19 protein-coding genes and 2 pseudogenes are annotated in these 24,069 nt (G+C 53.5%); 4 read left to right on the top strand and 17 right to left on the bottom strand.

Annotation, left to right across the window (positions count from 1 at the left end; all coding sequences use genetic code 11):
• The 7 genes from HMPREF2606_RS10085 to HMPREF2606_RS10055 all read right to left on the bottom strand — a co-directional run.
• Positions 1-349: iron chelate uptake ABC transporter family permease subunit (locus tag HMPREF2606_RS10085; RefSeq protein WP_141762194.1), on the bottom strand; the 349-nt coding region annotated here is incomplete at its 3' end.
• Between the two features lie 117 nt (positions 350-466).
• Positions 467-1,582, bottom strand: a complete 1,116-nt coding sequence (locus tag HMPREF2606_RS10080) for an ABC transporter substrate-binding protein (protein ID WP_070843609.1) — start codon at positions 1,580-1,582, stop codon at positions 467-469.
• Positions 1,583-2,097: 515 nt separating this feature from the next.
• Positions 2,098-3,861, bottom strand: a complete 1,764-nt coding sequence (gene ptsP, locus HMPREF2606_RS10075; RefSeq protein ID WP_070843606.1) for a phosphoenolpyruvate--protein phosphotransferase — start codon at positions 3,859-3,861, stop codon at positions 2,098-2,100.
• Positions 3,861-4,130 carry an HPr family phosphocarrier protein gene (locus HMPREF2606_RS10070; protein WP_003683718.1) on the bottom strand — a complete coding sequence of 90 codons (270 nt, stop codon included), beginning with the start codon at positions 4,128-4,130 and terminating at the stop codon, positions 3,861-3,863. The genes ptsP and HMPREF2606_RS10070 overlap by 1 nt, the downstream gene beginning before the upstream one ends.
• A gap of 49 nt (positions 4,131-4,179) precedes the next feature.
• Complete coding sequence (locus tag HMPREF2606_RS10065) at positions 4,180-4,608, bottom strand: PTS sugar transporter subunit IIA (protein WP_049335776.1); 429 nt, start codon at positions 4,606-4,608, stop codon at positions 4,180-4,182.
• 58 nt (positions 4,609-4,666) lie between these two features.
• Entirely contained in the window at positions 4,667-5,230 is a 564-nt protein-coding gene (locus HMPREF2606_RS10060) for a hypoxanthine-guanine phosphoribosyltransferase (protein WP_003681752.1), read from the bottom strand.
• 114 nt (positions 5,231-5,344) lie between these two features.
• Positions 5,345-6,874: an ABC transporter permease gene (locus tag HMPREF2606_RS10055; RefSeq protein ID WP_070712364.1), complete on the bottom strand. Its 1,530-nt coding sequence runs from the start codon at positions 6,872-6,874 to the stop codon at positions 5,345-5,347.
• Positions 6,875-7,107: 233 nt separating this feature from the next.
• On the opposite strand from HMPREF2606_RS10055, the gene HMPREF2606_RS10045 reads away from it, so the two are divergent.
• Together HMPREF2606_RS10045 and pdxA are read left to right on the top strand one after the other, a co-directional pair.
• Positions 7,108-7,638: a cytochrome b gene (locus HMPREF2606_RS10045; protein WP_083297191.1), complete on the top strand. Its 531-nt coding sequence runs from the start codon at positions 7,108-7,110 to the stop codon at positions 7,636-7,638.
• Positions 7,639-7,793: 155 nt separating this feature from the next.
• On the top strand, positions 7,794-8,789 hold the full coding sequence (pdxA, locus tag HMPREF2606_RS10040; protein WP_070712363.1) for a 4-hydroxythreonine-4-phosphate dehydrogenase PdxA: 996 nt from the start codon (positions 7,794-7,796) through the stop codon (positions 8,787-8,789).
• A gap of 200 nt (positions 8,790-8,989) precedes the next feature.
• On the opposite strand, the gene HMPREF2606_RS10035 is transcribed toward pdxA, so the two are convergent.
• The 9 genes and pseudogenes from HMPREF2606_RS10035 to galE form a co-directional block, all read right to left on the bottom strand.
• Positions 8,990-9,985, bottom strand: coding sequence for a S49 family peptidase (locus HMPREF2606_RS10035; RefSeq protein WP_070712362.1), 996 nt, complete (start codon positions 9,983-9,985; stop codon positions 8,990-8,992).
• Between the two features lie 54 nt (positions 9,986-10,039).
• Positions 10,040-11,062, bottom strand: a complete 1,023-nt coding sequence (locus tag HMPREF2606_RS10030) for a lysozyme inhibitor LprI family protein (RefSeq protein ID WP_070712361.1) — start codon at positions 11,060-11,062, stop codon at positions 10,040-10,042.
• A 105-nt stretch (positions 11,063-11,167) separates the two neighbouring features.
• Complete coding sequence (gene gltS, locus HMPREF2606_RS10025; protein ID WP_070712360.1) at positions 11,168-12,382, bottom strand: sodium/glutamate symporter; 1,215 nt, start codon at positions 12,380-12,382, stop codon at positions 11,168-11,170.
• A gap of 217 nt (positions 12,383-12,599) precedes the next feature.
• A complete protein-coding gene (locus HMPREF2606_RS10020; protein WP_070843603.1) occupies positions 12,600-14,006 on the bottom strand; it encodes a tetratricopeptide repeat protein in 1,407 nt (468 codons plus the stop codon).
• 368 nt (positions 14,007-14,374) lie between these two features.
• Positions 14,375-17,010: pseudogene (locus tag HMPREF2606_RS10015) on the bottom strand (capsular polysaccharide biosynthesis protein).
• Positions 17,011-17,044: 34 nt separating this feature from the next.
• Positions 17,045-17,584, bottom strand: coding sequence for a dTDP-4-dehydrorhamnose 3,5-epimerase (rfbC, locus tag HMPREF2606_RS10010; RefSeq protein ID WP_070712436.1), 540 nt, complete (start codon positions 17,582-17,584; stop codon positions 17,045-17,047).
• 53 nt (positions 17,585-17,637) lie between these two features.
• The gene (gene rfbA, locus HMPREF2606_RS10005; protein ID WP_049332928.1) at positions 17,638-18,504 is read right to left on the bottom strand and encodes a glucose-1-phosphate thymidylyltransferase RfbA; all 867 of its coding nucleotides are present in this window, start codon (positions 18,502-18,504) and stop codon (positions 17,638-17,640) included.
• A 72-nt stretch (positions 18,505-18,576) separates the two neighbouring features.
• Complete coding sequence (gene rfbB, locus HMPREF2606_RS10000) at positions 18,577-19,644, bottom strand: dTDP-glucose 4,6-dehydratase (protein ID WP_070712358.1); 1,068 nt, start codon at positions 19,642-19,644, stop codon at positions 18,577-18,579.
• Positions 19,645-19,760: 116 nt separating this feature from the next.
• Positions 19,761-20,777, bottom strand: coding sequence for a UDP-glucose 4-epimerase GalE (gene galE, locus HMPREF2606_RS09995; RefSeq protein WP_003747972.1), 1,017 nt, complete (start codon positions 20,775-20,777; stop codon positions 19,761-19,763).
• Positions 20,778-20,906: 129 nt separating this feature from the next.
• Between galE and HMPREF2606_RS09990 the strand changes: the two genes are divergently transcribed.
• On the top strand, positions 20,907-23,180 hold the full coding sequence (locus HMPREF2606_RS09990) for a Tex family protein (protein WP_070712357.1): 2,274 nt from the start codon (positions 20,907-20,909) through the stop codon (positions 23,178-23,180).
• Positions 23,181-23,367: 187 nt separating this feature from the next.
• Positions 23,368-23,709, top strand: coding sequence for a hypothetical protein (locus HMPREF2606_RS09985; RefSeq protein WP_003683849.1), 342 nt, complete (start codon positions 23,368-23,370; stop codon positions 23,707-23,709).
• 57 nt (positions 23,710-23,766) lie between these two features.
• Here HMPREF2606_RS09985 and HMPREF2606_RS09980 read toward each other — a convergent pair.
• A pseudogene (locus HMPREF2606_RS09980) lies at positions 23,767-24,039 on the bottom strand (LysR substrate-binding domain-containing protein); the annotation flags it as partial.
• Positions 24,040-24,069: the final 30 nt, after the last annotated feature.

The raw sequence follows: 24,069 nt of genomic DNA, 5'->3' as shown, positions 1-24,069 counted from the left end.
CCGCCGCCGCCAAGCCCAGCGTATAAGGGCTGGCCATCGGGTTATTCAACAACGTCTGAATCTCCGCACCGCCGACACCTAAAGCCGCGCCGACCACCAAGGCCATCACCGCAATCGGCAGGCGCAAATCCATCACAATCAGGCGGTTCATTTCATCGACTTCAGGTTTGCCCAGCAAAACATTGACCACTTCGCCGACGGGCAGCGTGTCCGTCATCGCAGGGCCGGTGGCGATGTCGAATAGGAAACTGACCGCCGCGATGACTAAAAACATCAACACAATCAACCAACGCTTGCCTTCCAACTTGCGCTGGTTTTTCACAATCTCGGCGACAACCGAATCATTCATGTTTCAAACCTTTAAAAAAGAGTGTTGTGAAAGGGGAGAAACAGGTTTGCCTTTTTCTTCCGCAAAAATTTCAGACGGCCTTCCGATTTTAAAGGCCGTCTGAAAATCTAAATTACCTTATTGTCCTTTCGGATAGAGGTAGAACGTGCCGTTCGGTACGACGGGCAGGTTTTGGCGGTAGAAGTCCAGATAGGTCTTCTCAGGGTTGAAATCCTTAAACAACTGCGGATAAATCGCTTTGGCCATAAACTGAATCGACGCGCTGTCGGACAGCGTGCGCGAGTTGGCATGGTAGGCGGCGTAGAGGCGGTTGTTTTTAATCGCAGGCAGGTTGGCCCAGCCGGCGCGTTTGGCAAAGCCTGCCAAGCGTTTTTCCGCTTCGGCTTTTGGAATGCCCCAGCCCATCACCATGGCGGCAGGGTTTTTCTTCAATTCGGTTTCGCGGCCGGTAATCACGATCACGTCGGGTTTGGCGGCGAGGACTTTTTCAGGATTGATCGGGCCGTAGAATTCGACCGAAGAAGCGGCGATATTGTTGCCGCCGACCAGTGTCGCCATCGAACCCCACATGCTCTTGCCGAAGGTAACGCTGTGTTCGGCAGGGCCTTTGTTGCCGAACTCGATATAGACTTTAGGCTTGGGCAGGTTGGCTTTTTGCACGCGCGCTTGGATGGTGTCGGCAACGCGTTTGTAGTCTGCCGCCAGTTTGTCGGCTTTTTGCTGCTGGCCGGTCAGCGTGCCGATGAGCTTGGTCGATTGAACGTGTTTGGCCACTGTTTGCGCGTTGTAGTCCAACACGACGATGGGGATGCCGGCTTTGTTGATGCGGTCGAGATCGGAACCCAAAGCCTTGTATTGCCATTCGGCCAAAACCAGCAAATCAGGTTTCAGCGCCAATACTTTCTCAATCGAAAAAGTGCCGACTTCCACTTCGCCCACGTCGGTCAGCTGATTCAGTTTAGGCACGGCTTTGCTGAATGCCGCCCAGCTCGGCGGCGCCCAGTCGGCCCAAACTGCTTTGGAAAAACCAACGACGTTGTCCAGCGCGGTTTTGCCGCCGATGGCCATGTAGTCTTGGTAGTAGAAGCCCAACACCACGCGCTTGGCAGGCAGGTCGACAGTTACCTTACGGCCGAGGATATCGGTCAGCTGAACGGGTTTGGCAAAAGCGGATACGGAGCCGACTGATAAAGCGGCGGCGGCAATCAAAGCAGAAAGTTGCGTAAATCTCATGAATCATTCCTTTAAAATATGATGATAATTACTATCATTTATAAGTTTATAAGGTATTGAATCTTTTTTCAAGTAAACGAGTGAGTAGACATATTTCGAAATAAAAAGTTTCATCATTAAAACGAAGGGATAGTGTTTATATAGGGCTTGGGTGTACTGAAGACCTAGTAAAAGGAATGATATGGGGTACCTAAAGCCATAGTGGGCAGTAGCTGGAATGGATAGGCAAAGGGTTTTTTATTGCAAAAAAATAAAAGGTATCCGGTTGAAAACAAGGCCGTCTGAAACCTTGCAATCAGGGTTCAGACGACCTTTGGTGTGGGCATAAAAACTTTTATTTCACTTGCGCCCTATATTTTTCAGACGGCCTGTAAGCAGTGTTTGGGAAAAGTGAAAAAGGTTGGTTTTTGAAATGGCGAAATAGGGAAGAAGAGGGCTTGAGGGAGAATCGGGCATAAACTAAAAATGGGGACGAATAAAAAGGGCGTGTATCGAAACACGCCCTTTTTAGAGATTCAGACGGCCTGTGATTCCGCCTGTTCGCTTTGGTTGAGGATTTTAATCAGTTTTTCGGCTTTTTCCGGGTCTTCGCAGCGCAGGATTTTGGCGGCATCGTTTTCGAGATGGCCGGTGTGGCTGTGCAGGATGATGTTTTTAACCGAAAGCAGGTTGTTGGGGTTCATGGAGAAGCGGCGCAAGCCCATGCCGAGCAACAGTCGGGTGAAGACGGTATCGCCGGCCATTTCGCCGCAGATGGATACGCCTTTTTCCATGCGGTTTGCGGTGCGGATGATGTGTTGCAGCGTTTTGAGGACGGCAGGGTGGCTGGGTTGGTAGAGGTGGCTGACGCTGTCGTCGCCGCGGTCGACCGACAAGAGGTATTGAATCAGGTCGTTGGTGCCGATAGAGATGAAATCGACGAGCTTGAGGATGCTGCCGACGGTCATGGCGGCAGACGGGATTTCGATCATGCAGCCGATGCTGACCGGACCGAAGGTTTCGCCGCGTTCGGTCAGTTGGCGTTGGGCCGTGTCCAGATGGATAAGGCATTGGCGCACTTCGGAAATGGACGTAATCATCGGCCACATCATGCGCACGGGGCCGTGGGCGGCGGCGCGGAGAATGGCACGCATTTGGGTGCGGAACATGACCGGCTCGGCGAGGCACAAACGGATGCCGGTCAGGCCGAGCGCGGGGTTGAGGCTGCCGTTGGGCGTGCTGTTTTGGCCGAACCAGCGCGGATTTTTATCGACGCCCAAATCGACGGTGCGGATGGTGATGTTTTTGCCTTTGAGTTTTTTGACGATGCCGGCATAGACTTCGTATTGTTCGTCTTCGGTCGGCATGTTGTCGCGGTTGAGGTAGAGGAATTCGCTGCGGAACAGGCCGACGCCGTCTGCGCCGAAGTTGTGCAGGGCTTTGATGTCTTCGGCGGATTCGATGTTGGCGAGCAACTCAATGTTGATGCCGTCGGCCGTGGTGGCGGCGGTTTTTTTGATTTTGTTGAGTTCGCGCTTGTGGCTGCGGTATTCGCGGGCGAGGCGGCGGTATTCGTTGAGGACGACTTCGTCGGGATCGATGATGAGGACGCCGTTGATGCCGTCGACGATGACGATTTCGTTTTCGGTAATGAGTTTGCGGGCGTTATGCAGGCCGATGACGGACGGGATGTCGAGGCTGCGGCCCAAGATGGCGGTATGGCTGGTCGGGCCGCCGGCATCGGTTACGAAGGAGGTAATGTGCTGCTCTTTGAATAGTACGGTATCGGCAGGCGAGAGGTCGTGCGCGATGAGGATGGTGTCGTCAAACAGGTTACCGGCGAGGTTGATTTCGTTGCTTTGGCCGACAAGGTTGTTGTGGATGCGGCGGACGACTTGGAGCATGTCCTGTTTGCGTTCGCGCAGGTAGTCGTCGTCGATGCTGTCGAACTGGGCGGCGAGTTTGTCGCTTTGTTGTTTCAATGCCCATTCAGCGTTGATTTTCTGCTCGCGCAAAATGTCGATGGGTTCGCGCGAGAGGGTGACGTCGGTCAGCAGCATCAGGTGCAGGGAGATGAACGCGCCCAATTCGGTCGGGGCGTTTTCGGGAATCGCGCCGCGCAGCTGTTCCAGTTCTTTGCGCGTGGCTTTGATGGCGTTGTCGAAACGGGCGACTTCGGCCTCGAGTTTGTCGGGATCGATGTCGTATTGGGGGACTTCCGTTGTGCCGCGCGTGATGAGGTGGGCGTGGCCGATGGCAATGCCTTTGCCCGCGGCTACACCGTGTAGGACGATGCTCATTATTCGCCCTCGCCGAAGTAGTCGTTGATGAGGTCGGTCAACGCCTGCATGGCGGCGGCTTCGTCTGCGCCTTCTGTTTCCAGCTCAATCACGGTGCCTTTGGCGGCGGCCAGCATCATCAGGCCCATGATGCTTTTGCCGTTGACGCGGTTACCGTTTTTGGTGACCCAGACTTCGCTTTGGAATTGGGAGGCGGTTTGGGTGAATTTGCTGGAGGCACGCGCGTGCAGGCCGAGTTTGTTGATGATTTCGATTTCTTGTTTGAGCATGGATGTCCCCTAAATGTAATGTTCGTAAAGTGAATGTTTTCAGACGGCCTTAGCCGTGTTCTTTGCACACCAGGTCTTCAGGTGCGGATGTAATGGCGAAAATGCCCCGGATGGCGGCTTCTTTGACGGTTTCGGTGAAGTCGGAGAGGTTTTCGGCTTGTGATGAGTATTGGATGGCTTTAATCATCATCGGGGCGTTGAGGCCGGTCAGAATGGCGGATTTGTTTTCGCGCACCAGTCGGCGTGCGGCGTTGCACGGTGTGGCGCCGAAGATGTCGGTCATGATCAGCACGCCGCGGTTGTTGGGAAATTCCTGCAATGCGGCGATGGCGTTGTTGATGATGTCGTTTTGATCCTCATCGGGCTGTACGCCGAGGATGTGGAGATTTTCGGGGAAGCCGTTGGGAAAGAAATGGTCGGCCAAACCGCGATAGGCTTCACCTATGGTTTCATGTGTAATGATTAACAAACCTATCATGATGTGTTCCTATTATTGGGGTTGAGGCCGTCTGAACATCTTTCAGACGGCCTTTGTTTTATTTATTGTTTAAGGCGTAGATTTCGCCGAGGTTGCGCCAGCAGCCGGCGGCATCCATGCCGTAGCCAAAGACGTAGCGGTTGGGTACGTCCAAGCCGACATAATCGGCTTTGGTCGGTTTTTCTTTGTCGATCAGCTTGTTGGCAAACACGGCCGCACGGCAGCTTGCCGCGCCCATTTCCAACAGTTTTTCCTGAATGGCGGCCATGGTGTGGCCTTCGTCCAGAATGTCGTCCAAAACGACTACATGACGGCCTTTGATTTGCTCGGGGTCGGGCATGCGTTTCCAGTTGAACGCGCCGCCTGCGAGTTTGTCACCGTAGCGGGAAACGTGGACGTAGTCAAAGTCCAAAGGAAAGCGCAACAGCGGCAGCAGCTGTCCTGTAAACACCACCGCACCACCCATTACAGGCAGGAGCAGGGGATATTTGTCGCCCAAGTCGCGGGTGATGTCGTCAGCAACTTTTTGCAAGGCCGCGCGGCATTGTTCTTGGTCAAACAGCAAGTCGGCATTGTCCAGCATGGCTTGGGTTTCAAGGCGTTTGGTTTCTAAGTCGGTCATGATAGGTCGTGTTGAGTGCGGTTAAAAACAAATTATATAGCGGATTCAATCAATTTTCGATACAAGGCGCGGCAATAGTGTAGTGAAAGCGAAGGGAATTTGAGCCGACCACGTTCAGACGGCCTTTTGCCCCTCCGCTTCGTCCACCAGCAAAAATGCCGTCAAAGCCAAAGCGGTCAATACCGCCGTCAACACCATCGCCCGTCCGTAATTGTCCGCACCGGCACGTCCAAGATAATCGTAAATCAAAGTGGTCAGCGTCTGCCATTCGGGACGCGACAGGAACAATGTGGCCGCAAATTCGCCGATACAGGTCGCCGAAGCCAAAGTCAGGCCGCGCCGTAAAGCCGGTTTCAATAAAGGCGCGGTGACATAACAGGCCGTCTGAAAAGCGTTTGCGCCCATAGTACGCGCCGCCGCCGCATAATCTTTGGGCAAACCGTCCCATGCGGCCAGTACATCTTTGGCCACAAACGGATACGCCAACAGCGCGTAAGTCGCCGTCAGCAGCCACAGCGAAGCCGTCCACTGCGGATAGAGCAACAAAACGCCAAACGCGATGCACACGGGCGACACCATAAACGGCAAAAACATCAGCGCGCGCAACCACGCCATTTGCCGTGCCGCCGCCGCATACAGCACGCCCAAAACCGTTGCCGCCGCCACGGCTGATGCAGAGAAACGGATGGTGTTCCACACTGCCGCCCAAGTCTGCGCTTCCAGCAAGACTGCCCACGAAGAGCCTGCCGATACCGCCTTGAGCCATACTGCCGCCAAAGGCAGCAGGCAGCACACTGCCAACATGACCAATACCGTTGCCGTCAGCCATTTTTCCCAAGCCCATATCGGCGCACGCGGAGGCAAAGGCGAGACCGACTTATCCACAGCCACGCGCCTGCTCCAATACGCATACAAACCGCCTGCCGCCGCCGTAACCGCCAGCACCAGCCACACCAACACCGACGCACGCGCCATATCCAACTCATACGCCACCAGCCGGTAGATTTCCACTTCCACTGTCGCAAAACGTTCGCCGCCAAGCAGCAAGGCCAGCCCGAAGCCTGAAAAACAATATAAAAATACCAGACACGCGCCGCCGGCAACCCACGCACGCACCACCGGCCACTCGACCCAGACAAACCGCCTCCACGCGTCCGCGCCCAAAGATTGCGCCGACAGCAACCGCGCCTGCGGCACACGCACAAATCCCTGATACGCCGAGCGCACCAAAACCGGCAGGTTGAAAAACACGTTGCCGTAAATCAGCAGCCACGGCGTGTCCTGCCAACCTGCCGCCAGCATACCGTGTGCGCCAAACAAGGCTAGCACGCCCATGCCTGCCACCAAAGTCGGCATCACAAAAGGCAGCATCAGCAGGCGTAAAACCGTGCGCCGTCCGGCAAAGTCCATCCGAGCCAACACCCACGCCGCAGGCACGCCCAAAGCCGTGACCAAGACGCAGGTCAAAATTGCCTGCGCCACCGTCCAGCCCAAGCGCAGGCGCATATAGTCATCAGCCACCACTTCCGCCCAAGCGCCTTCGCCGTCGTAAAACGCCAACGACAGCAAAGGCGCGGCCACCATAATCGCTAAGAAACCTAAAGGCAGAAGCAACAGCGCAAACCGCCGAATCCAAACCTGCATCGATGCGTACCCGAGAATAAAAACGCCTATTTTAGCCCGAGTTCGGTATAGAAGGTGGTATTCCTGCCCTTGTTTTCAGACGGCCCGGGCAGCCTGACGGATAAAACCGCCGTTTCTTCAAATTTTCCAAACATTTACGAAATCTCTTCAAAAAGGCAACATAATTGTTTGGGCATTTTTGTTACAATGCCGCCGATTCAAAAAACCAAACAAATCAAAAACAAGGAAACATTATGACCGCTACACGCCCACAAACCTACGATGCCGTCGCGCGCGCGTTGCACTGGCTGACCGTACTCGGTTTCATCGGCATCCTCTCCACCATTACCGTTTGGACCATCTACGATGGCGAAGAATGGGTCAAATCGCTCTTCGGCGTGCATAAATCCATCGGTTTCATCACGCTGCTGGTAATTGCCGTGCGCATTGTTTGGGCTTTGCTCAATGCGTCCAAACGTCCTGCCGCCGACAGCTTTGCCGCCAAAGCAGGCCACCTTGCCCTTTACGTCCTCATGCTCGCCGTTCCCGTTATCGGCATGATCCGCCAATACGGCGGCGGCCGCGGCCCGTTGAAAGTATTCGGTGTCGAAGTGATGCAGGGTTCGCCTGAAAAAATCGAATGGATGTCCAACCTCGGCAATATGGCGCACGGCAAACTCGGCTGGCTGCTCTTCGCGCTTGTCGCCGGCCACATTGTCATGGTTGTCGTCCACCGCATTCAAGGCCACGACGTTTTGTACCGTATGATCGGCCGCCGTTCTTAAGTGTAAAACGGTAAACAGCCAAGGCCGTCTGAAAACAGTTTGACCAAGCAAAACTGTTTTCAGACGGCCTTTTTGTATTTGTGTTAATCTGCAAAAGTAGGTCAGGCATTTTGCCTGATGTTGTTCAAATACTGTAAACCGTACCGAGAAACACCATGACTGCTCCCATTCTCGCCATCACCTCCGGCGAACCGGCCGGCATCGGCCCCGACATCTGCCTTGATTTGGCTTTCGCCGACCTTCCTTGCCGCCCCGTTGTTTTGTGCGATAAAAACCTGTTGGCGCAAAGGGCCGAACAGCTCGGCAAATCCGTCATCCTGCGCGACTTCCAAGCCCAAGCGGCCGATCCGTTGCCCAAGGGCGAACTCGAAGTCCTGCATATTCCCTTAGATGCCGAGTGTCGGGCGGGCGAACTCAATCCTGCCAATGCCGCGTATGTCCTCCGGCTGCTGGATACAGCGTATCAAGGCATTTCAGACGGCCTGTTTGCCGGTATGGTGACCGCGCCGCTGCATAAAGGCATCATCAACGATGCCCACGCAGGCAACGGCTTTTTCAGCGGCCATACCGAATACCTCGCCGAAAAAAACCATACCGAACAAGTCGTCATGATGTTGACCGGCGGCGGCCTGCGTGTGGCGTTGGTGACCACCCATCTGCCGCTGAAAGACATTTCCGCCGCCATCACGAAGCCTTTAATCGAGTCAGTTGTTCGCATTCTTGAACACGACCTGCGCCATAAGTTCGGCATAGCCAAACCGGTCATCCTTGTTACCGGCCTCAATCCCCACGCCGGCGAAGGCGGCCATTTGGGACACGAAGAAATCGACACCATTATTCCGGCACTTCATGCCCTGCAGGCCGAAGGCATAGACGCACGCGGCCCTTATCCGGCCGATACCGTGTTCCAACCCTTCCTGCTTAAAGATGCCGATGTCGTCCTTGCCATGTATCACGACCAAGGGCTGCCGGTGCTCAAATACGCCGGTTTTGGCGAAGGCGTAAATATTACCCTCGGCCTGCCCTTTATCCGCACCTCCGTCGATCATGGCACGGCCTTGAACTTGGCCGGTACGGGCAAAGCCGATTCCGGCAGCCTGATGACCGCCGTCCGCGCCGCGCTCGATATGGCGCACAATATGCAGAAATAGGCCGTCTGAAGCGTGGAGGTTTAATCGTTTGTCGGCGTAAAGTGTTCCTGTAAGAGCATCATCAGGAAATATTTGCCTGCCGATTTGATAAAGCCGATGAGTGTTTGGACAATAATCTGCACTTTATTGGAAAAGCCATATCAAAAGGCCGTCTGAAACCCAGATGTTTAGGGTTTCAGACGGCCTTTCAGTTTTTTGGTTTACCAAATTTCAGATAAAGTTTCTTTGACTTTGGCCTTCACTTCCGCACCGAAGCGGCGGCTGAGCATTTTGCTGAAATCGTCTTGCGGCGTGTAGTTGACCAGTTCGGGGGCTTTGACGACATCGCGGGCAACGCTGTAAATGCTGCCGAAGTCGTCAATCAGGCCAACCTGTTTGGCTTCTTTGCCGGTATAGATGCGGCCGCTGAAAACGTCGGGATACTGTTTGTCTTTCAACCTTGCGCCGCGACCGAGTTTGACGGCTTTGATGAATTCTTGGTGGATATCGCCCAACATGCTTTCCCAGATTTGGGTTTGCGCCGGCGTTTCAGGTGTGAAAGGGTCGCCCATGCCTTTGTTGCTGCCGGCGGTTTTCAGACGGCGTTTGACACCGGCTTTGTCCATCAGGCCGGTAAAGTCGAAACCGCCGCCGATCACGCCGATGCTGCCGACAATGCTGGAAGGGTCGGCGTAGATTTTGTCGGCTGCGGCGGCAATGTAGTAGCAGCCGGAAGCGCACATGTCTTCGGCAACGAGGTAGACAGGGATGTCTTTGTGTTCGGCTTTGAGGCGGCGGACTTCGTTAAAGGCGGTGTTGGACACGACAGGCGAACCGCCGGGGCTGTTGGCGCGAATGATGATGGCTTTGGCGTTGCCGTTGTTGTAGGCGGCTTCCATGCTGTCGCGCAGGATTTGGACTTGGTCGTCGATGTCGTTGCCGATTTCGCCGGTCAGGTTGATAACGGCGGTGTGTTCGCTGCGGGCATGGATACTCGTGGTTTTTCCTTCTTCTTCCGCGAGGCCGAAGATCAGGCTGAGGAAGATGAGGACGGCGACGCCGCGCCAGATATTGCGCCAAATGCGGGCGCGGCGCTGTTCTTGGTAGGCGGCGAGGAGGACTTCGCGCAGGGTGTTGCGCTCCCAGTTGTCTACGGGTGTGGAGGCTGAAGATGGTGTGTTTTGGGCATCGCCTTCACGGTGGATTCGGTATTGCATGATGTGATGTGCTTTCTTGTAGGCCGTCTGAATGTTCAGACGGCCTTATCGGTTTTAGTTGATGGAATAGCCGCGCAGGTATTGCGTACGTTCGCGGGTCATGCGGGTTTCACACTGTAAGCGCAGGTATTCTGCTTGTGCGGCGTTGTCTGCGGACGCGGCGGCTTGTTGGCAGTTAAGTTTTTTGCTTTGAATCCAGGCGCGTTGTTCGCCGAGGATTTGTTGTTTGACATCGCTGTCCATGCCGCCCCAGAGGTCGTTGATCTCGCCGTCTGCCTGACGGTTTTGCGCGCGCGCGTTGTCGAGTTCGCTTTGGCTGAGGCCGGGCGGCTCGTTGCGCGGAGTTTCATGGTCAGGACGCAGGACTTCGTAGTCTGAATTGTCGTCATCATCGGTCAAGCCGACAGCTTGGCTGGCGGCGTTGTTTTCAAGGATGTCTTGCGGATCAACAGTCGGTGGCTCTTCCGTGTTTGGGTTTTGCAGCAGCTTGATGGCCTGCTCTTTGGATACGGGTTTGCCGTCTATCATGACGATGCTTTTCACGCCGTAAGGCAGCAGGGTGGCGGAAAGGGTTTGGGCTGTGGTGCTCAGGGTGTTGTCTTCGAGAACCAGTTTGCCGTCTTTGTCGGGGGTATAGAGCAGGGTGGTGCTGAACGTGTTGTTTTCAAAAGTCAGGGTGCTGCCCATTAGTTTTTGTTCGAGCATGTCGGACAACGGGGTGTTGCCGTAAATCAGCGGGCTGTTGTCTATAGCCGTTTTGAGGATGGTGTCGGGAATGCGGATTTTGAGGTTGGCGCGGCAGATGGCTTTGCCGTTGTCTTCGGTCTCTTTGGCGTCTTCAAGCAGGGTTTCTAATTCGAGGCCGGCGGCGATGATTTTGTCGGCATCAACGAATTGGCGGCTGTCATTGCGGGCAAAGGAGCGCGCTTGTTGTTTGAGGGTGTCTTCGATGGTGGTACGGATGTTTTGCAGTGTGGCCGGTTGGGCGCAATCAAGCGCGACTTTCGGCTCTTCTTTGCTGCATGCGGCAAGAAGAATCGTGCTTAAAATCAATACGGAAGCGGTTTTTTTGTACATGGGTACTCCTGAAGATGACGGCCTTTCAGACGGCCTGACGTGCCTATCATAACAAAAGCACTTGCAGCAAGTAAATGCGGCAAGTGCTTTTCTATGTTAGACGTATCAGCCTTTGATGACGCTGACAAAGCCGGAGAGGATGGCGGCGTTGATCAAGTCAACGAAGAATGCACCCACCATAGGCACAATCAGGAAGGCTTTGTGCGACGGGCCGAAGGTTTGGGTCAGGGACTGCATGTTGGCAACGGCGGTCGGGGTGGCACCCAAACCGAAGCCGCAGTGACCGGCCGCCAATACGGCAGAGTCGTAATCGCGACCCATGAAGACGTAGGTAACGAAAGTGGCATACAGAATCATCACGACGGTTTGTACAGCCAAGATGATGGTCACAGGGCCTGCCAGACCGGTCAACTCCCACAGTTTCAGGTTCAGAAGAGCCATGGCAAGGAAGAGTGACAGGGAAGCATTGCCGAAGACGTCGATGGCGCGGTCAAACATATTGACTTTGAAGGCTGCGGTCAGGACGTTGCGGATGACCACACCAGCAAACAGACACCATACGAATTTAGGCAAGTCGAAGAAGGCTTTGTCGTAGCCATCCACGATTTCGGCAAATGCCAAACAGCCGGCAAACATAGCCAAGGTTTCGACAGCAGACTCGGCAGTAATCAGGCGGGTGCGCTGTGCTTGTTCGAAGATGTCGTCGGCAGCATCGTTGTCGTCGGATTTGGCAGTTTTGACGACAGGTTTACGGCCCAATTTGTTGATCAGACGGCGTGCAACAGGACCACCGATCAAACCGCCGAATACCAGGCCGAATGTTGCAGAAGCCATACCTAAGCCGGTTGCGCCGGTCAGGCCGAATTTGCTTTCAAAGTCAGGACCCCATGCACCGGCAGTACCGTGACCGCCGGTCAGGGTAATCGAACCGGTAATCAGGCCAATCAGCGGATCCAAGCCCAATGCGCTCGCCAAGCCGACACCGACGAAGTTTTGGACGATGATGAATGCACCCACCACGGCGGTAAAGATAACCAAAGGCAAACCGCCCGCTTTCAGACGGGAGAAGTCGGCGCTCAAACCGATGGATGTAAAGAAGATGAGCATGAACGCATCTTGCAGCGGTTTTTCAAATTTGAAGCTGACACCGTAGGCTTCGTGCAGGGCGAACAGGACGATAGCGGCAATCAAACCGCCGGCGACCGGCTCGGGAATATTGAAGTCTCTTAAGAATTTGATTTTTTGAACCAGAAATTTACCAACCAGCAACACGAGCGTGGCGGCAATCAGTGTGTAATAACTGTTGAATTCCCATTCCATGTTGTTTCACCTCCTAGAAATGTTTTTCCGAGCATCCGTTTTTGTTCCGGATGTAGTGTGTTTCAACGCTTGGCGTTATCCGCCGAGTGTCATGGTATTGATGCGCGGACAAGGTGTTTTCAGAAAGAAATGAAAACAATGACGTGTCCGTGAAAAATAACTGGCAAATATTAGGGGAATAGTTAAAGATTGTCAAAAAATGCGAGTGTAAATCTTTTCAGACGGCCTTTTGCCCGATGGTATGGTGCGCTTCGCGGCGCCATTGTTCTAATAGGGATGTTAAAGATTCAGCCGAAGTGTGGCCGTTGCTGATGGCGGCCTGCAGCCAGTAGCAGGCGGTCGGAACATGACAGCCGACACCTTGCCCGTGATAGTAAAAACAGGCGAGGTGGTATTGGGCGGAAGGGTGGTTTTGTTCGGCAGCGATGGCGTACCAGTGTGCAGCCGCCCGAGGGTCTGGCGCTGTACCGAGGCCGTAATGGTAGATGCGGCCTAAGGCTGCCGCCGCGTTTTTATGGTGGAACTCGGCAGCTTCCATGTAATTCTTGCGCGCAGCATTGTAGTCGGCGGGACGGCCGATGGCGTGGGCTTGTGCTTCCGCCAAACGGTAGATGGTTTCGGTTTGTTGTTGTTGCAGGGCGGCTGTTTTGATTTGTTCGTATTGTTGCGGATGGTACAGTGCGGCATCGCTGATGAGTTTTTGTGCGGCAGTGGCGGAACCCAGCGCGGCGGCACGGTGGTAGTAATCGTGCGCGATATGGTTGTCGGCTTTAATGCCGAGGCCGTAGCGGTAGAGGTCGCCCATGATTTTCAGGGCTTCGGGATGGTCTTTCTCGGCAGCAGCTTTGGCATAGCGCGCCGCTTGGAACGGATCGCGTTCGGAAAGTTCGCCGGTCAGGGCGTATTGGGCCAGCTTGGTCTGTGCTTCCGCTTGCTCCTTATCGGCGGCACGACGATACCATTCTAAGGCTTCGGGTTTACGTTGGGTGGCAAGAAGGTCGGCCAGCAGGGTTTGTGCGGCGATGTGGCCGGCTTGCGCGGCTTGTTCAAGGTATTGTTCGGCTTGTGCGTGGTTGGGGCTGACACCTGTGCCGTAGAAGTAGATTTGACCGAGTTGCCAGCAGGCGGCAGTCACGCCGAGCGCGGCCGCTTTTTCGTATTGTTCGATGGCTGTCGCAATGTCGCCTTGGCGTTGATGATGGCGTGCCAGATGGTAATATGCAGGCGCGGCATATCGGGCGGTAGCAAGCTCCGCCCAGTAGAGCGATTGTGGATCGTTGCGTTGCGCGTGGTAACACATGAGGATTAATTGGGCTTCAAGATGACCTTGCTCACCCAGCCAGGCGTAGTCGTTAAGAAGCTGTCCGGTCGGGGTACCGTTGTGTTCGCGTTGTTGCAGCAGGATAAAGAGTGCCTTGGGATGGCGTTGGGCCGCGGCGGCTTCCAGCCATGGAAGTGCCTGCTCCGGATGACCATTTTGCAGCAGATGATTGCCCAATACAAAAGCAGCTTCCGTATAACCCTGCTCTGCGGCCTGTTGCAGCAGGGGCAGGGCTTGGGCAGTATTGGATTGTTCCAAAAGGGCGGCGGCTTGCCGGTAGAGGATATCAGGAGCGGCGGTCATGGTTTGCGGGCGGATATAAAGTGGAAGACGGATGCTGCAGCATATGGGCGGCAATACCGGCTGAGGGCTTTGTAAAAATATTGCTCGCCACAGTTTTGTAAAGTGTATTGCCTTGCTGGCTTATCTTTAGGATGTTTGGCTTGTTATATTGTTTTGCCTGGGAGTACATCCATATTTTGTGTGTTATTAAGGCCTCAGCTTGAGTTGGTATGCTTTTATGACATCTCAGTTATTATACTGTCTTTGTAATTTATTGTTAATGATAAATGCAGTTTTTATGTTTTATTTACATGGCAGTAGCTAAGATATTGTTTGCTTCAGGCCGTCTGAAATGTTTTTCAGACGGCCTGAACTTTTCCTTCACTAAGTCAGGTTGTCGGTGTGGAAGAGTCGGATGTGTTTTTGTGAGGAAAAAAGACCTGACTGTAGAAGTTACCGTTAATTTGGGTCACGTTGAGGTGGTACATTCGGTAGGCATGGAACAGCTCTTTGTCAGGCGGTGTCGGATGATTCCAAAATTCTGCCAAGGTATTTTGGTCAGTAATGCCGGGAATATCATAATAGGCACGGCCGAGCACTTTGACAGGCATATTGTGTATCAGTCCGGACAGGCCGCTGGTGCTGTTGATGGTAACCATGCCGAGGCCGTGGCGTAGGAAAGCGGGCAGGGGGACATCATGGACGTAAGTGATACGGCCTTTGAGTTTGGGGTGTTTTTTGATAAAGCGTTTGATGTCGCGCGAGTAGTCGATAAAGCCGCGGTCCATCGGATGATGCTTGATGATGAGGTTGGTATCGGCAGGCGCGTGCGCGGCAAAGGAGGCCAAAACATGGAGCAGGAAGCTGCGGATGCTGGAAAAGTCGCAATGGATGCGGACTTGGCTGTCGTTGAATACCTGCAAGGGAACAATAAAAAACTTGCCGTATTTGCCCGCCTCCACGCGTTTAGCGATTTGGATGTCCTCAATATAGTAGTTTAAACGCTTGAGGATGGAGATCGACCACAGTTTGAGGTAATGGCCGGCATTGGATGCGCGGTGGTGGATGTAGTCGGGGTAGTGGATGAGCGTGCCTGCAATCAGCTGCCAAAGCTCAAGCCTGCGGCTGCGGCGCGGAATGGGCAGCAGATCTTGGGTAAGCCCCCAACCTGCGTAAAAAGGCAGGCCGTAGCAGCTGACTTTTTTGCCACGCAACAAGGCTTCAAAACCGGTCAGCGAAGTCATGGTGTGAACTTCGTCTGCGTATTGGAGACAGGTCAGGATATCGGCTTGTTCGGCGGTTTGGTCGGCATATTGTGCAGCATCTTCAGGAGAAATATGGCCGATGCGGTTACCGCTGACTACATCGGGATGCGGTTTGTAGATGATATAGGCATCGGGATTGCGTTCGCGTACGGTACGGAGCAGATCCAGATTGCGATAGATTTGGGGCGAACCGTAGCGGATAGACGCGTCATCCTCAACCTGGCCGGGAACGAGAATCACGGTTTTGTTGGTTGATGGGGCGGTAAAGTCTGAGTTGCCGACGTTGTATTTGCTGATGTGGTTTTCGGTCAGCATTTTTTGCAGTTTCAAGGCTGTCTGAAAGTCTTGATCGTCGAAGTTTTGGTTTTGCAGGATGTGTTCAAGACGGGACGGGGTTTCGGCGTTGAAATAAATGCCTATATCGTCGGTAACGAGCGACAGCGGTGGGACTAAATTAGAACCAAGCCCGACCGAGCGGATAAAGCCGTCTTCCATGCGCAACAGGGGGATGTGGTGTTGTTCGGCAAAACGGACGATGGCCTCTTTGCCGTTGCCCCAAGCAAGGATGTGTGCATGGTCGGACAGTTTGACCCCGGCCAGTTTTTGGGTGGAGGAGATAAATTTCAGACGGCATGAGGGTACGTTAAAGAACGGTTTGGCAACCGCGCGTTTCCACAAAGACATGCCGACGCAATACAACTCGCCACGCAATTTGTCGTTTTTGCGTTTGACCGTCGCCAGATAGTCGATGACATCAAAGAGGCTGCCTGCTTCGCCGGTATTGGGATTGAGGTAGCGGCTGTATTGCAGATAGGCTGCTGCGAAGAGCTGCAGCAAGTTGCGGGGGCGCGGCGTTGGGTTTGAACAAGGCTGCCGATTTTGGGATGGCGGTCGTTGCTTACGCCCCATCCGGCGTACCACGGCAGGCCGAAGGTGGTCAGTGGTTTGCCGCACAAAAGCGCCTCAAAACCCATTTGCGAGGTAACGCAATAAACCTTATCGACGTTTTGCAACAAAGAAATCGGATTGATGTCTTCTGCCAAAAGATGGACGCGGTGTTGCTGCGCCAGTTGGGTCAGATAGCCTTGTTTTTTGCCGCACAAAACATCGGGATGGGTTTTTACCCAGATATCGGCTTGCGGGTTTTCATTCAAGGCCGTCTGAAACATCAGTTCAAACGTAGAGGCGTCTGCGCCGCCATATTGGATGGCCATATCGCCGAAGGTTTGGTCGATGATGAGGACGGTTTCGGGTTTGGATGGGGAACGTAAAGGATGATCTTCTGAAAGTTCGGGCGCGTGGTTGTATTTGGACAGGTGGTGTTGCAGGATGAAATCCATCGCCTGTTGCGCTTGAGCCAAGGTTTCAGACAGCATGGTATCGGCGGCGAGAATCAGTTGTTCCAAACGTGAAGGACGGGTGGTGTCGTAGTAGATGCCGATATCGTCATAGACGATGGAATAGGGCGGATAACCGGAGACGCCCAGTCCGAGCGAGCGTAAAAAACCGTCTTCCAATGCAATAAAGGGAAGCCGGTGTTCAGCGGCGAAAGTACGCGCTTTGTGTGTCGTCGGGCGCAAACCCCAGCCGACGACAGTCTCTGTACCTTTTCCATCTTTGCAGATATGAAACTCAGGCAATAGGGTGGAGAGATGGGGAATTTTGCGGATGCCGCGAGAGGGAATGTAGGCGTTTTTCACAATGCGTTTTCGTCGATTATTGTTATTAATAGATTGTAGGCCGTCTGAAAAGAGGAGCATTCTTTCAGACGGCCTGAATTATTTTTAAAACTTTTTAAAACGTGACTGCTTCAGCCAATACTTTGCCGGCCAAGTCTTTAGGCGACAGATTCGGCTCGCCTTGCAGCGGCCAGTCGATACCGACGGTCGGATCATTCCAAATCAGCGAGTGTTCGGCTTTGGGGTTGTAATAGTCTGTGCATTTGTAGACGAACTCGGCTTCAACGCTCAGTACATAGAAGCCGTGAGCGAAACCTTCGGGTACCCACAGTTGGCGTTTGTTTTCTGCGGACAGAATCTCGCCTACCCATTTGCCGAAAGTGGGGGAGTCTTTACGCATATCGACGGCCACGTCGAATACTTCGCCGACAACCACGCGCACGAGTTTGCCTTGAGTGTTTTCAGTTTGATAGTGCAGGCCGCGCAATACGCCTTTGCTGGATTTGGAGTGGTTTTCCTGCACGAAGGTGCGGTCGCAGATTTGGGTTTTGAACCACTCGTCGCGGAAGGTTTCCATAAAAAAGCCACGCGAGTCGCCGAAGACTTGGGGCTCAAGCAGTTTTACGTCAGGAATGGCGGTATCAATGATGTTCATCGTTTTATCTTTCATCTAAAGGCCGTCTGAAAAGTTTCAGACGGCCTCAAACATTATTTTTTCAACAGGCGCAGCAAATATTGGCCGTATTGGTTTTTCGCCATCGGGCGCGCCAGCTCTTCCAGTTTTTCATCAGAAAGCCAACCGTTGCGCCAAGCGATTTCTTCCAGGCAGGCGATTTGCAGGTCTTGGATGTTTTGCACGGTTTGGACGAATGAAGCAGCTTCGTGCAGGCTCTCGTGAGTGCCGGTGTCCAGCCATGCAAAACCGCGTCCCAAAAGTTGCACCGACAATGAACCGTCTTCCAAATACATTTGGTTGAGATCGGAAATTTCCAATTCGCCGCGGGCGGACGGTTTGATTTGTTTGGCGAACTCGACAACGCGTTGGTCATAGAAGTACAAGCCGGTTACCGCCCAATCGGATTTGGGCTGTTGCGGTTTCTCTTCGATAGACAGGGCGTTGAAATTTTCGTCAAATTCGACTACGCCGAAACGTTCGGGGTCTTTGACCTGATAACCGAATACGGTTGCGCCGTGGGTCTTGGCGGCGGCCTGTTTCAATGTTTGCGTAAACGATTGGCCGTAGAAAATATTGTCGCCCAAAACCAAGCAAACATTGTCGTTGCCGATAAATTCTTCGCCGATGATAAATGCCTGTGCCAAGCCGTCCGGACTGGGTTGCACGGCATAGCTGATGGAAATGCCGAAATCGCTGCCGTCGCCGAGCAGGCGTTTGAAAGAGGCGTTGTCTTCGGGCGTGGTAATCACCAAAATATCGCGGATTCCTGCCAGCATCAATACGGACAGGGGATAGTAAATCATGGGTTTGTCATATACGGGCAGCAGTTGTTTGGATACGCCGCGCGTGATGGGGTAGAGGCGTGTGCCGCTGCCGCCGGCAAGGATGATGCCTTTCATGGGTTTTCTCCTGAGTAGTGTGTGTTTGCGTGATTTTCAGACGGCCTAATATGGGACAGGCCGTCTGAAAACTTATTTTCCAGTGCCTAAACGTTCTAAACGGTAGCTGCCGTTCAATACGTTTTGCCACCAGGTTTTGTTGTCCAAATACCATTGTACTGTTTTGCGAATGCCGGATTCGAATGTTTCCTGCGGTTTCCAGCCCAGCTCCCTGCCGATTTTGGCAGCGTCGATGGCGTAGCGCACGTCATGGCCGGGGCGGTCTTGTACGAAAGTAATCAAATCTTCATAACGCGCCACGCCGGCCGGTTTTTCAGGAACAAGCTCTTCCAGCAGGGTGCAGATGGTTTTGACGACTTCAATATTGGCTTTTTCATTGTGGCCGCCGATATTGTAGGTCTCGCCGACAACACCTTCGGTAACAACCTGATACAGCGCGCGCGCGTGGTCTTCGACAAACAGCCAGTCGCGAATTTGCATACCGTCGCCGTAAACAGGTAACGGTTTGCCGTCAAGCGCGTTCAGAATCATCAAAGGAATGAGTTTTTCCGGGAAATGGTAGGGGCCGTAGTTGTTGGAGCAGTTGGTTACAATGGTCGGCAAACCGTAAGTACGCAACCATGCGCGGACGAGGTGGTCGCTGGACGCTTTAGAGGCAGAGTAGGGGCTGGATGGCGCGTATGGCGTGGTCTCGGTAAACAAATCGTCTGTGCCGTGTAAATCGCCATAGACTTCATCGGTGGAAATATGGTGGAAGCGGAAGGCTTCGCGTTTTTCAGACGGCATTTGTTGCCAGTAGGCGCGGGCCACTTCAAGCAGATTGAATGTGCCGACGATATTGGTTTGGATAAACTCGCCTGCCGAATCGATAGAGCGGTCGACATGGCTTTCCGCAGCCAAGTGCATCACAGCATCAGGCTGGTGTTGTGCGAATACGCGGTCGAGTTCGGCGCGGTCGCAAATATCCACTTGCTCAAAAGCATAGCGAGGATTGCTTGCTACCTCAGTCAAAGATTCCAAATTGCCGGCATAAGTCAGCTTATCGACATTGACGACAGAGTCTTGGGTGTTTTGGATAATATGACGGACAACGGCAGAACCGATAAAGCCTGCGCCACCGGTAACAAGGATTTTTTTCATAAGTTTCAGAGGATAGTCAAAATAATATAAACAGATTATAGCAGACAGAAAGTGTGTTTTTCAGATAAAGAGGCCGTCTGAAAACATCTCTTTCAGACGGCCTGTATCAGGTCAACTTAATCGTCGTAGCCATTTGGATTGTTGCTGACCCAACGCCATGAGTCTTCCATCATCTGCGCCAAATCGCGCTTGGTTTCCCAACCGGTCTGCGCTTTGGTGTAGGCGGGATCGGCGTAGAAACAGGCCAAATCGCCATCGCGACGCGGTTTGATTTGGAACGGAATAGTCAAACCGGAGGCTGCCTCAAAGGCACGGATGATTTCCAATACCGAATAAGCACGTCCCGAACCCAAATTAAACAGGTGTACGCCCGACACATCGCTTTTCGCCTGCATGGCCGCCACATGGCCTTCCGCCAAATCCATCACATGGATATAGTCGCGCATACCCGTACCGTCTGGGGTAGGGTAGTCATCGCCGAAAACCGACAATTGCGGCAGCTTGCCTGAAGCCACTTGGCAGATATAAGGCAGCAGATTGTTTGGGATACCGTTTGGCTGCTCGCCGATCAAACCGCTTTCATGCGCACCGATAGGGTTGAAATAGCGCAACAAAATCACGCTCCAGCGCGGATCGGCCTTTTGGATATCCGTCAAAATGCGCTCCACCATAGACTTGGACGTACCGTAAGGGCTGGTCGTATCCCCCGGTTGCATATCTTCCGTATAAGGTACTTTACCCGGATCGCCGTAAACCGTAGCAGATGAGCTGAACACAATCTTAAATACGCCGGCACGCGCCATTTCTTCAGCCAAAACCAAGCTGCCCGACACATTGTTGTCGTAGTATTTCATTGGTTCGGCCACGCTTTCACCGACGGCCTTCAAGCCGGCAAAATGGATGACGGCATCAATATCGTGTTCTGCAAAGATTTGACGCAACACTTCACGATCACGGATATCCCCTTGATAAAAAGGCACAGACTTGCCGGTAATCTTTTCCAAGCGCGGGAGGATATTGGCAGACGAATTGCACAAATTGTCCAAAATCACAGCATTAAAGCCTGATTTCAGCAGGGAAACAACGGTATGGGAACCGATAAAGCCGGTACCGCCGGTGATAAGAATAGTCATTGGTTTTCCTTATACAGCATATGTTATCTTGTTTTGAATGAAGTGTATCAGTATTATCCTTTGTCTTCCCAAAAATTATCTTACGTTGTGCTGTCCTATCAATCGTTCAGATGGAATATGAAGGAATATATGAACATTACCCAAATTCTCTCCCAAGAACTCTCCGCCACTACCGCGCAAATTAATGCCGCTATTGAGCTTTTAGATGACGGCGCGACCGTCCCCTTTATTGCACGTTACCGTAAAGAAGCTACAGGCGGGCTGGATGATACGCAGCTGCGTCAGCTTGCCGAGCGGTTGCAATATCTGCGCGAATTGGAAGATCGCAAAGCCGTTGTTTTAAAAAGCATTGAAGAGCAAGGCAAGCTTTCAGGCGACCTCAGGGAGCAAATCGAAGCAGCCGACAACAAAACCGCGCTGGAAGACCTGTATTTGCCCTACAAACCCAAACGCCGCACTAAAGCGCAAATCGCGCGTGAACACGGTTTGCAGCCGCTGGCGGATGTGTTGCTTGCCGAGCAGCCGCAGGACGTGGAAGCCGCCGCGCAAGGCTACTTGAACGAAAACGTTCCAGATACCAAAGCCGCGCTGGACGGCGCGCGCGCAATTCTGATGGAGCAGTTTGCCGAAGACGCGGAACTCATCGGCACGCTGCGCGATAAGTTGTGGAACGAAGCCGAAATCCACGCGCAAGTCGTTGAAGGCAAAGAAACCGAAGGCGAAAAATTCAGTGATTATTTCGACCATCGCGAATCCATCTGCACTATGCCCAGCCACCGCGCGCTGGCGGTTTTGCGCGGCCGCAATGAAGGCGTGTTGAACATCGCGCTCAAATACCAGCCCGACGACACGCCGATTACGCAGCAAAGTGAATACGAGCAAATCATCGCCCGCCGCTTTAAGGTTTCAGACGGCCACAAATGGCTGCGCGACACCGTGCGCCTGACTTGGCGCGCGAAAATCTTTTTGTCGCTGGAACTCGAAGCCCTAAATCGTTTGAAAGAAGCCGCCGATACCGACGCGATTACCGTGTTCGCCCGCAATCTCAAAGACTTGCTGCTCGCTGCACCTGCCGGACGGCTGACCACGCTGGGTCTCGACCCCGGCTACCGCAACGGCGTGAAATGCGCCGTGGTGGACGACACGGGCAAGCTGCTGGATACCGTCATCGTCTATTTGCACCAAGAAAACAATATGTTGGCAACGCTGTCGCGCCTGATTAAACAACACAGCGTGAAGCTCATCGCCATCGGCAACGGCACCGCCAGCCGCGAAACCGACAAAATCGCGGGCGAACTGGTGCGCGGAATGCCGGAAATGGGGCTGCACAAAATCGTCGTGTCCGAAGCCGGCGCATCGATTTATTCCGCGTCCGAACTGGCGGCGCGCGAGTTCCCCGACTTGGACGTTTCCCTGCGCGGCGCGGTATCCATCGCCCGCAGGCTGCAAGACCCGCTTGCCGAGTTGGTCAAAATCGACCCCAAATCCATCGGCGTGGGCCAGTATCAGCACGACGTGAACCAAAGCCAGCTCGCCAAATCGCTGGACGCGGTGGTCGAAGACTGCGTGAACGCCGTCGGCGTGGACGTGAACACTGCCTCCGCCCCGCTCTTGGCGCGGATTTCCGGTTTGAATCAAACTCTTGCCCAAAACATCGTCGCCTACCGCGATGAAAACGGCGCGTTCGACAGCCGCAAAAAATTGCTGAAAGTGCCGCGTTTGGGCGAAAAAACCTTCGAGCAGGCGGCAGGCTTTTTGCGGATTAACGGCGGCAAAGAGCCGCTGGACGCGAGCGCCGTCCACCCTGAAGCCTATCCTGTCGTCGCCAAAATGCTGGCGCAACAAGGCATCAGCGCCGCCGAACTCATCGGCAACCGCGAGCGCGTGAAGCAAATCAAAGCGTCCGACTTCACCGACGAACGCTTCGGTCTGCCGACCATTCTGGACATCCTGTCTGAGCTGGAAAAACCCGGCCGAGATCCGCGCGGCGAGTTTCAGACGGCCTCCTTTGCCGAAGGCATTCACGAAATCAACGACTTGCAAGTCGGCATGATACTCGAAGGCGTGGTTTCTAACGTCGCCAACTTCGGCGCGTTTGTGGACATCGGCGTCCATCAAGACGGCTTGGTGCACATCTCCGCCTTGTCCAATAAGTTCGTCCAAGACCCGCGCGAAGTCGTGAAAGCCGGAGATGTGGTGAAAGTGAAAGTGCTGGAAGTCGATGCCGCCAGAAAACGCATTGCGTTAACCATGCGTTTGGATGACGAACCGGGCAGTGCCGCCAAAGGCAACAGGCCGTCTGAAACCCGACATCAAGAACGCCGCGACCGTAAACCCCAACGCAACGAGCGAGCCCCAACCAATTCGGCAATGGCGGATGCGTTTGCGAAGTTGAAGCGTTAAGGTAGAAAACCAATTGAAGGCCGTCTGAAAAGTGATGTTCAGACGGCCTTTATCGTATGGGGCGAATTAGATAATTGGTGGAATGGATATAGTGCTGCGCCCGTTGCATTTTGTAGTAGCTATCTGCAAATAAGCGTATAGTTCCAAATGTCACAAACCCATCATCACAACTTTAGGAGTTCAAACCATGAAACCTGTTTTGTTTGCCGCGCTGATTTCCTGTTTCTCCGTTGCTGCATATGCGGCTTGTACCGACAGCCAGCAACAGTGCGTGATTTATAAAAACGGCAACGTCGCGACAGAAGGCGGCTGTACAGTCAGCAAGTGCCAAAGTGCCGATGCGCAAGTGTTGAAATGGAAGTTGAAAAACGGCAAAGGCGTAACCGTTGAAATCGGTAAAAACGGTAAGGTTTTGGTGAACAAGAAACCGGGTGCGAAAGCGAACAACAGCAATGCGTCAGGCATGGGTTTGACATGCTATGCCGCCGATGCGGACAAACGCGAACAGTTCTGCTCGACCAATTATTGATTGGATTGTTGCTTTGATTAAAGGCCGTCTGAAAAGTGTTTCGGACGGCCTTGATGTTTATCCTTCCGATATTTTTTCATTGAGAAAGTCGATAAAGCTGCGCACTTTCGCACTGAGAAATGCCCTGTCGACATAGGTGGCGTTCAGTTGGTCTGTCCAGATGGTGTAATCGGGCAGGAGTTGGACCAATGTGCCGTCCTTCAATTCCTGCTGGACTGCCCAAAGGGGCTGATAGCCTATGCCTACTCCTGCTTTAATCAGCTCGCGGATCATCAGTGTATTGTCGCTGCGGATAACGGGGGAGAGGTGGAGAATGGCTTTTTCTCCGGTGTGGTTTGGCCGCTGACTTGTCCTTCGTCA

The organism is Neisseria sp. HMSC070H10, from assembly GCF_001837635.1.
GTDB classification, from domain to species: Bacteria; Pseudomonadota; Gammaproteobacteria; order Burkholderiales; family Neisseriaceae; genus Neisseria; species Neisseria subflava_A.
Note: the sequence above shows the minus strand (reverse complement) of the source record. Positions and strands in the feature narration are given on the sequence as shown.